This window comes from Mycobacterium sp. TH-M82 (assembly GCF_057473605.1).
The window spans coordinates 1-9330 of sequence record NZ_JBYCKY010000260.1 but is presented as its reverse complement, the minus strand read 5'-3'; the positions used below and the strand labels follow the sequence as shown (position 1 = coordinate 9330).

The 9330-nt window shown below is 61.2% G+C and carries 6 protein-coding genes; 3 read left to right on the top strand and 3 right to left on the bottom strand.

The window, feature by feature from the left end; translation table 11 throughout:
* Both AC2VON_RS08125 and AC2VON_RS08120 read left to right on the top strand, forming a co-directional pair.
* Window positions 1-918 (top strand): fused (3R)-hydroxyacyl-ACP dehydratase subunits HadA/HadB (locus AC2VON_RS08125; protein WP_486952490.1); only part of this gene is annotated, 918 nt, incomplete at its 5' end.
* Window positions 919-1075: 157 nt separating this feature from the next.
* Window positions 1076-1387, top strand: coding sequence for an iron-sulfur cluster biosynthesis family protein (locus tag AC2VON_RS08120; RefSeq protein WP_407685449.1), 312 nt, complete (start codon window positions 1076-1078; stop codon window positions 1385-1387).
* Window positions 1388-2820: 1433 nt separating this feature from the next.
* Here the strand turns inward: AC2VON_RS08120 and AC2VON_RS08115 are convergent.
* A protein-coding gene (locus tag AC2VON_RS08115; RefSeq protein WP_139809206.1) for an IS3 family transposase occupies window positions 2821-4082 on the bottom strand; the annotation gives its coding sequence in 2 pieces (ribosomal slippage) (window positions 2821-3794 and window positions 3794-4082; 1263 coding nt in all).
* Window positions 3973-5283: a hypothetical protein gene (locus AC2VON_RS08110; protein ID WP_486952489.1), complete on the bottom strand. Its 1311-nt coding sequence runs from the start codon at window positions 5281-5283 to the stop codon at window positions 3973-3975. Before AC2VON_RS08110 ends, AC2VON_RS08115 begins: the two co-directional genes overlap by 110 nt.
* Before the next feature lie 429 nt (window positions 5284-5712).
* Between AC2VON_RS08110 and AC2VON_RS08105 the strand changes: the two genes are divergently transcribed.
* Entirely contained in the window at window positions 5713-7827 is a 2115-nt protein-coding gene (locus tag AC2VON_RS08105; protein WP_486952488.1) for a hypothetical protein, read from the top strand.
* Window positions 7828-9020: 1193 nt separating this feature from the next.
* Here the strand turns inward: AC2VON_RS08105 and AC2VON_RS08100 are convergent.
* The coding region (locus AC2VON_RS08100; RefSeq protein WP_486952487.1) for an integrase core domain-containing protein at window positions 9021-9330 on the bottom strand (310 nt) is incomplete at its 5' end.

Below are 9330 nucleotides of genomic sequence, written 5' to 3'. Positions count from 1 at the left end.
CAGGACTACCACCCCGCGCACTGGGATGTCGCCGCCGCCGCCGACCTGGGGTATGCGGGTCTGGTGGCGCCGCTGACGTTCACCTCGGTGCCGGGCATGGCCTGTAACCGCCGTATGTTCGAATCGGTGGTCGTCGGATACGACACCTACATGCAGACCGAAGAGGTCTTCGAGCAGCACCGCCCGATCGTGGCCGGCGACGAGCTGCGCGTCGACGTCGAGCTGACGTCGGTGCGCCGGTTCGCCGGAAGAGACCTGATCACCGTGACCAACACCTTCACCGACACCGCCGGCGAGCGGGTGCACACCCTGCACACCACCGTCGTCGGCGTCACCGCCGAGGACGTCGACCCGGCGGTCAAATTGGCCGCGCCGAAAATCATGATGCACGACGTCGACCTCGTGGCGATCGGCAACTCCGGCGGCGCCTACGAGAAGACGGTCCGCCCCGAAGGCGAGGTTCGGATCGCCGGGGCAGGCGCTGCCCGCACGCCGGGGACGCGGTCCTTCGACGACCTGACGGTCGGCGACGAGCTACCGGTGCGCCACGCCCGACTGTCCCGCGGCGACCTGGTCAACTATTCCGGCGTGGCCGGGGACGCCAACCCGATTCACTGGGACGAGGGCATCGCCAAACTGGCCGGGTTGCCCGACGTGATCGCCCACGGGATGCTCACCATGGGCTTGGGCGCCGGCTTCGCCTCGGCGTGGTCGGGCGACCCCGGCGCGGTCACCCGGTACGCGGTGCGGTTGTCCCAGCCCGCGATCGTGTCCGCCGCAAAGGGTGCGGACATCGAATTCAGCGGCCGGATCAAGTCTTTGGATCCCGAGACCCGCTCCGGCGTGATCATCGTCGCCGCTAAGTCCGGGGGCCGGAAGATCTTCGGCCTGGCGACGGTGCACGTCCGCTTCCGCTGAAACGACTATGCGCTGGTGACAGCCGCACGGCGCGCTCGTCGTGCGCGGATCGCGACCGTCAGCCGGTATCGGCTTTCACCCCTTCCCCCCTGACACGGGCGCGCCGGGCGCCTACCGTCGGAGTGACGAGCGCACGCTAACCGAAGGGATGATGACCATGCTCGCGATTACCGATCCAGCCGCCGAGGCGATCAGCGCGTTGACCAACCAGCAAGGCAAGCAGGAGTCCGCGGGACTGCGCTTCGCGGTGCAGGAGCATCCGGAGGGCGCTCGGCTCACACTGTCCGTGACCGACCAGCCCGAGGCCGGTGACCAGGTGGTCGGCACCCAGAACGGTGCCAAGGTCTTTCTGGGACCGCAGGCCACCGCGTTCCTCGACGACAAGGTCCTCGACGTTCAGCAGGACGCCCAGGGTCAGCTGAGCTTCGCGGTCACACCGCAGCCGGACAATCAGGCGCCCACGGTCTGACACCGTTTGGAACGGTTCCGGCGCCGGCGAAAGTGTTCCGATGCGCATCGACCGATGCCGCGCCATGAAGGCGCCCGCCCCTTCCCGGCGGTGGTAGTAGTGAGACTCTCGACGGCATTTGCCGGGGGCAGAACGGTAGGTCTGCACATCCTCGCCGTCGGGGTCGCGCGCGTCCTCGAGAACCGTTCGTTGCGCCGGTAGGCGTGCGCGGTGAACGCGGCGTCCTCACTGCCCACAGGTTGGACGTCTGCACGGAGATGTCTCATCCGGCGCGCATCGCCGAGTGGGATTGAGGGGGACCCGTTTGGTGGTCCAGTTGACCACTCAGAGGGGCCCACCTCCGCTCCGCCGCGCAATTCCATCGAGCCAGGAGTGCAACGCTTCGCCTGCCATTGGAGTATGACGGATGGCTAACTCTCGCCATTCTCAAGCGGAACGGCGAAGCGCCTCGTACAGACTCGAGAAGGCCGACACCTCTGCATTCAGGAAACAAGAACCCCCATGTCGAGATGCAGCGAAGATTGACAAGACACGCCTGGCTACTTTGACAAAACTTCGGCGTGTCGCAGAGGCTTGCTAATCTTCGCTGCAAAAGACCTGGTCAGGGAAATGCACGGCTCGATGCGATGTACGTAACAAGAGCACTGAACCCTCTCGCCCAATAGCCATCGAGTCGCGCGATATGACCCTGACGGATTCATGTAGAGCGATTCACGAACATCAAACTCTCGTTAGCACGCATTGCCCGTGACCGGACCCCGTGAACTGGTCCACGGGGTCCGGTCACGTTGATAACGAGGACGCGGCGTGTTTCACCGTTGAATGCGACAGTGCCGCCACCCGTGGGCGAAGGGTGCGTAACCCTGAGGTCGAAGCCGCCGATGAGGTTTAGTGACGGCCGCTCGCCCGGGGTGACTTGCAGTATCCCTGGTTGCTTGTGGTCTGAGTCATCACCGATCCACCAGGATCCTGCGTACGAGCGTGCGGTCACACTGTCAGAATGGCATCGCTGTGCGCGGAGGCTGCCGCCGCCCCTATTCCTGTCTAGGACCTGCCGTTCGACCGATGCCACGGGGCCGGACACGGAACATCAAAAGCTTCACTTAGCCTGTGCACGACTGGAATTGGCCATCGCAGATAAATACCAGCCAGAAGCAAGACTCGCGGGGTCATCAGCCCGGAAGTTTCCTAATTTCAGTTCGAGACTCCAGAGGCTTCCAGCCTGCACCCGTCGTTTCCATCTGCATGTCAGGCAGCAGTCGATGGTGCGCGGCCCCCCTGAGTAGCCCTTCAGCTAGGGGATGAACGGCATTCGGGTTATGGAAGACATCCATACCTTCGATCCAGGTCTCTGGGTGGCCCTCGGCCACGACGCGTTCAAATGGCAAAGGTGAATCGCCCCGGTGAGTTCGGAGACTTCGCGATTTGAGTACTCAGCCGGCGGCTGGTCTCCGTTGTTGAGCGTAGTAGGCAGCCTCGAGTTCGACTGGCGGGATGTCGCCGCAGTACTCGTAGAGCCGGCGGCGGTTGAACCAGTCGACCCATTCGGCGGTGGCCAGCTCGACCTCCTCGATGGTGCGCCAGGGCTTTCGCGGTTTGATCAGCTCGGTCTTGTACAGGCCGTTGATCGTCTCGGCCAGGGCGTTGTCGTAGGAGCTGCCAACCGCGCCGACTGACGGCTGGATACCCGCTTCGGCAAGACGCTCAGTGAACCGGATCGAGGTGTACTGAGATCCTCTATCCGTATGATGCACAACATCTTTGAGATCGAAGATCCCTTCTTGTTGCCGGGCCCAGATGGCCTGTTCGATGGAGTCGAGCACCATCGCGCTAGTCATCGTCGCCGCGACCCGCCAGCCCAGGATCCGCCGCGCGTAGGCGTCGGTGACAAACGCGACGTAGGCAAAGCCCGACCAGGTCGACACATACGTCAGGTCGGCCACCCACAGTCGGTTGGGTGCTGGCGGGGCGAATTGGCGGCCCACGAGGTCAGCTGGACGTACAGCCGTCGGGTCGGCGATCGTGGTGCGCCGAGCCTTGCCGCGAACCGCCCCCGAGAGCCCGAGTTCGGCCATCAACCGCTCGACGGTGCAGCGTGCCACTGCGACGCCTTTGCGGTTAAGCGCCAGCCACACCTTGCGGGCACCATAGACGCCGTAATTGGCGGTGTGAACCCGCGCGATCTCACCCTTGAGGACCTCATCGCGGCTCTGGCGGCGGCTGGGTTCACGATTGACCTGGTCGTAGAAGGTCGATGGGGCGATCGGCACACCCAGCTTGCTCAACTGCGCGCAGATCGACTCGACACCCCACCGAAGACCATCAGGACCGTCGCGGTGGCCCTGATGATCGGCGATGAACCGGGTGATTAGTGTGCTGGCCGGTCGAGTTCGGCCGCGAAGAAAGCCGACGCAGTCTTCAAAATCGCGTTGGCCCTTCGCAATTCGGCGACTTCCCGCCGAAGCTTCTTCAGCTCAGCGGACTCCTCGCTTGTCGTGCCAGGTCGTGAGCCGGCATCAATCTGGGCCTGACGCACCCACTTGCGCACCGTCTCGGCCGTGCCAACCCCGAGCAGCCGGGCCACCTCACAGATCGCTGCCCACTCCGAATCGTGCTGATCGCTGATCTCGACGACCATCCGCACCGCCCGCTCCCGCAGCTCCGGCGGGTAACGCCTCGACGTACTCCCTGACATGACTCCAACCTTCCCAAGAAGTGGAGTCTCCGGACATCCCGGGGCGATTCAAAGGCTCCGACGCATGAGGGTCGGGGTCCCAGACCATTCCGCTCTGGACTAGCGTGACCCTGCCGCTTCCAAATCCAGCCCCAACACCTATCCGGTTGAACTTGTTGATGGTTCCTGAGTCATTAAAGATGACAGCGGAAATGTACTCCGCACCAGGCAAGAAGAAAAAGCCAGAGGGTACTACCTTGGTGCCCCACCTATGTTCCAGCATTCGCACGGCCTTGACGGTAAGCCTTCCATCCGAATCACGCTGCGGTACTTGAACAAATCCATACAGATAGATAGGCAATGCAGGATAGCTGTAGACCATCGAGAGGGGAGCGTGGAAATCCTGGATTGCCAGCACGAGCGGCTTTCCAATAACGGACGGAAAATCCCAATACCGTCTGCGGAGTTTGGCACTCAAAGGACCAGCGTACCTGATCGGGAGATATTGGCGCACATACGCTTCGAGGTCCTCGCGCATGTGAGGAACGGGCGGGCGTACAGTCTGTCCGCCCGTAGACTTGGACGGCTGGATTGTGGTGGCCTCCAGCGCGAAGGCACCAAAGAGACCGCCAGCCAACATGTCCGGCCCCGGCACCGGTCTAGTTACCTGAAGTCTGTCCTCGGCAAGAGCCGCAAACAGATAAAGCTCCCACACCCGCGCGTCGAAGCCCGTGGTTTGAAATTGCTCAATGAAGTTCCCGTCAACGTCCTCATACCAGCGCATCAACTCATTTATTACCGAGCGCGCGGCAGCGAAGTCGTCCCCCGTCGCGAGCCGACGGTAGTTTGCATGCAGCTTTTCCTTGCGGACCCCTGGGCGGAAGAAGTCCACCGGCTTGCCGACCTCGTCGCCCTGAATGCGCAAAGCATCGATGTGAGGCATCAGCTCTTCAAGCTTTAGCTGCAAGATGCCTGCGGCCGTCGACATGGTTTCAGCTGGATCAGTGACCGCCACCGCGCGAAAGCGTTCGCGGCCATCGCGCGCGAGGATGATCGAACTTAATTCGCCGTCCGCATCTGTCACGAGCACTGCTATGACACGACTGTCCTCGGTCTCGAACCACGCAAGTTCCTGCGCCATGAAGCCGGCTTCCGGGCGCCGAACACTGGACAGGAGGATGTTGGCTCTAGCGCGCGAGATCTCGCGGACTTTCACCGACATGACAAGGTCTTAGCCGGAAAAGCCCTCCCGTAACACCGTATGCCCGCAGACCTTTAGGACGTAGTAGTCCCCCATTTCGCGTGCAACTGGCCGGGCGACTTTGCACTCCGGGCAGTAAACCGTCAGTCCGTCGCCACTAGGCATCTGCATCACCTCCCCCACCGACCCTATCGCCGGAAGTTGGAATATGCCGAGTATCTGCACGGGTCGACCTTGATTACGATGCGTGGCTTCCACCTTCAGCTCAAAGGGACTCCACAACTATGGAACTGCTCGAACCGACAGCTTCAGGCAACATTTTCGGGCGATGATCAACGATTTCGTCGTCTGTCCCCGATTATGCTTACGCGGTGGACAGAACACTTGCACCCAGGCTCTCGAGGAAGGAGGTCGCGAATCAGTGTCGTGAGTTGCGTCTACGGTGGCACCATGGTCGACTCAGTTCCCCCGCTGCAGCGGTGGCGGAAATGGCTACGTGATCTCATCGACTCTTTGGCGCGGCTCGATGGAGAGTCGGGAATGGAGTTCAGCGAGAGTGTTGCGCTCACCTTCGCGAGCGAGCTGAAAGAACGTCAGCCCGAGACCGGCACTACCGCGGAAGTTCTAGTGGCGGGTTTCGTGGCGGCCTTTCAGGTGGCAGGAGCTGAAGCTTATATCGATCTGCGGAAGCCACGCGGTGACATTGAAGATGGTATGCGAGAACGGTTGGAGGCCCTATACCTCGATTCTTCGAGCTGGGCAGGCGGCGGCCTGACTGACGAACAGTTGGCCGGCAAGTTGGCTTCTTACGAGGTCGAGATCGAACGATCGAACGCGCGCGTTGCTGCGGCCGTCCCTGAAAGCAAACGACGCAGAGGTCCTGCGATGGACTTCGATGAGATGTTGGAGGCGCAAGGTCGCGAGACACGGATGACCATCTTTGAAATAGCAAGAGTTGCTTCACCAGAGTTGTTTGGCTTCATGCTCAACGTGCCGTCCTCAGATGTGTACGACCACATACCTAACGACACTCAACGCGAGGTAATCGGCGAAGTCATTGAACTTCTCGCGTCGATACCCGGCTATCCCTACGAACTCAGGGACGGCGCGATCGCTGAAGCCTTGGTGAAGTACGAGCCAGCTTTGGGCACCAGCAGAGCCACACACCTTCACGTCAAGTGCGGCGGTACTCGCCCTGAAGTCAGCGATGATGGATCGCTGCTGAATGCGCTGAAGATTGTGGCGATGGACTTCGTCGGCGCCCGGTTACTCCCGGATCCAACACTCGCGAATGTGCTCGCATCGCACCCTCTATACGAGGAGCTTCTCTACCGGTTAATGTGCGAAGACGAGCCGATAGCGGACCTCTTTCGCCGCGCCGCCGCCGCGGACCGAAGCGTCAGCGAGCGCGAGCGTGCACTTCGCGCGCACTACCTGCTGAACGTGATCGCCCATTGGTCCGACGGCAGTGGCGGCAGCCTGGACATTCGACAAGTGCCTTTAGCTCTCCTGTCCTCGCTCACGATTCGTTGCGGCACCGGGGATCAGGTACTGCTGACGGTGTGCGACGCGGTCGACACAACGTTGACGACGGCCCGTCAATTGGCGACTGGAGAACCGGTGGCCACCGCCGCGTTTGTGGGGCTGTCAAACTTTACGTTCGACGAAGACGTCGCCCCGATTACGTTGCCAGGCATGCTCATTCGTCGCGCCACGGCGTTTGAACAACGGGTGCCCTACTCCCATAAGCCCACTGCCATCGCTGAAGTGGCGGTTCAGCTGCGGATGGTCGACGTAGTCGCCCAGTCGACGCGACCGTTCGACAGTGGTCCTGAAGAACTCCGCCAGTTCAGCGCCGAACAGGAGAGATTGCGCGTTTACAGCGGCGAACAACGTGCGCTGTCTGAATCAGTCGCCGAGAGCATATTGCAACTGCGTTTCGCGATGACACTCGCATCGCAGCAGCGGCGTCTGATCGGTCCGATCTGGCTTTACACGGTGTTTCCTAATCCGCTGAGGGGCTGGGGAGGAAACTCGCTGCGGCCGTCCGGTGACGCCACCAGCGCGTTCGCAGGGGTGGTGGTTGACCGCATCACCGCGGACAGGATCGCGAAATACTTCGTGCCCACGGCGGACCTGCACGAGAGCTTGAGGCTCGCACGTGCCCGAATCCTTCAGGCGCTTTCGGAACGAACTGACCACATTGATAGCTTCATCGACTTCGTGATCGCGTGGGAGAGCATAGTCGGATACTCCGAGAGCACAACGTTTCTCGTCTCCGGTGCCATGTCGGTGCTACTGGCACCCGACGATCCCGAGAAGCGCAGTCAGCTCTTCTCAGAGATCAAGAAGCTATACCGTCAGCGCAGCGCGCTAGTTCATGGCTCTGCGGGACGAGTAGCCACGGCATCGAAATCGTTCAAGATCGCGGAGGTGCGCAACCATGCCGACCAGGCGGGTCGCATCGCGATAGACGCTTTCAGACGTCTACTCGAGCGTCCTGACCTAATGAGTCTCAATGCGCAAGAACGGGTCAGAATGATCCTCTTGGGTTTTGCGAATTAGGTTGGCGTAGAAGTGGACAGGACGCTCGCAGCATGGCGGTCATCCGTACTCGCGACGTCGCGGCTGTCGCCGACATGGGGCGAGCGGCCGTTGACTTCATCCGCGCGCTGACGCGACTGGCTTGATCCCGTCGTCCTATGACGGTACACAAAAAGAACCGATAATCCCGACTAGTGTCAGCGCCGACCGTCATCCTCACGCGGTTGCCTGGGGTCCGCGTTGATACCGCAATTCGCGCCTGTTGTTGAAACGCTGGCAGCACAGGCAATCTCGGATGCCGCCGCTACGGCAGCACGGCTAGTCTCTTCCGCAGATGCCACGCCAGCACGAGAGGCCGCATCGAGGCACCTGCTGCCCCGTCTCGAAGCACCGTCTTCAGCCACCACCAACGGTTCGAATGGCATTTCAACACATCACGGTGATGCTCCGCCCCGAGTGTGCATGCGGTATTCGCGCCGGGCCCACAGAGACGAGGGAGGTGACGCCCGTCGCATCTATGGAGACATCCAACCACGGGAGCTTTCGGCTTCCATGCGACCTCCGAAATTGCTCGAGCAAAGCAGAAGCCGCCAAGACCGAGGGGAACTGCACGGCTCCGAAATGTCATCTTGCTGTCAATATGCCTAGAGGCGGATAGTATTTTCAGACGCCTAGCAAAGGGGGGAAAATGGCGCACGACCGCGGTGACCGCAGTCGAGGGGCGGAACGGGTGTGGCGAGCTCCGCTAATACGGATGGCGCGACGGACTGTGTCGTTGGCAATCACGCTGTTGAGCGGCTACCTGGCGTTCGCGCTGTTGCCACTGACGAGCATTCGGCACGAACCTGTGCCCTTCAAAGTCGCTGCAATCCTGTTGTTAATCATCGCCTGCGGCACACGTTGGTTCTTGTCCACCCTGAACGTGGGTTTGAATAATGAAAACCGACCGCGGCCGTCCGAGCAGCCGTGTAATTCCTCCGGGGCATATTAATTGCACTAACTAGTCGTAGAACTTACGTCATGTCGGCCCGGCTTCGGGCGTTCGCGTTCGTAGGCTCTCGGTGCGATGCACCGGTCAGTCCTGTCGCGCCACGTATGCCGGATGGCGCGTCTGGTTAATGTTTGCTGGGCATGGACGGGATCGACGATGTGAATCGCCCCGGTAAGTTCGGAGATGATGTGCCCCGGGTTTGGTGGTGTCGCCATACTTGCTTTCAGGCCACGGGTTGGGCGGATTGGTGTAGCAGTTCGAACTCTATCGGAGTGCGCATCCCGAGGGCGGAATTGCGGCGTTGGCGGTTGTCAAAGATCTCCAGGTAGTCGAATATTGCGTTGGTTAGCTCGATCCGCGTCTTCCAGCGTTTGCGGTTGAGTAACTCGGTTTGCATTCTGCCCCAGAATGATTCGATCATGGCGTTGTCATAGCATTGACCGGCTAATCCGGGCTCATGGAGTCGCGGTGTCGGGCGGAATGGTTCATCGTCGGGGTGCTGATTTGGTGAGCTTGCGGAGTTGTTCTTCGTG

Excerpts from the sequence above, each read along its gene's own strand:
- AC2VON_RS08120 (WP_407685449.1), top strand. The coding sequence starts at position 1,076 with ATGCTCGCGATTACCGATCCAGCCGCCGAGGCGATCAGCGCGTTGACC.
- AC2VON_RS08110 (WP_486952489.1), bottom strand. The coding sequence starts at position 5,283 with ATGTCGGTGAAAGTCCGCGAGATCTCGCGCGCTAGAGCCAACATCCTC.
- AC2VON_RS08105 (WP_486952488.1), top strand. The coding sequence starts at position 5,713 with ATGGTCGACTCAGTTCCCCCGCTGCAGCGGTGGCGGAAATGGCTACGT.